Raw genomic sequence first — 294 nt, forward strand, 5'->3', positions numbered from 1 at the left:
ATAAATTTGAATTGTTGTCATCGTATGGGCTCTTGATACGTTAAGTAGGTATCTGATTTATTTTGGGGAACACCCATGAAGATCTACGATGACATCACTCCGGCGCTGAAGGCTGTTTTGTTTCACTTCATTCGAGGCTATACCGTTTGGACCAGTTTCATCGTCCCTGCCGAGAAGGTGGGTGGCATCGCGGAGAAATGGGCCGAAGCCTATGGAACTCAACTTCCGGCATGGAAGCGCCAGGATCGGAAGGGGAAGAACCTGGCCACAGCGGTTGCCTTGGCTGCGCCTGTG

General features: G+C 51.0%; 1 protein-coding gene. It reads left to right on the forward strand.

What is annotated here, in order from left to right:
* Nucleotides 1-75: 75 nt before the first annotated feature.
* A partial coding sequence (locus IV91_RS16295; protein ID WP_035418637.1) for a hypothetical protein occupies nt 76-294 on the forward strand: 219 nt, incomplete at its 3' end.

The sequence above is a fragment of the Ferrovum myxofaciens genome (genome assembly GCF_000735045.1).
Taxonomy (GTDB): domain Bacteria; phylum Pseudomonadota; class Gammaproteobacteria; order Burkholderiales; family Ferrovaceae; genus Ferrovum; species Ferrovum myxofaciens.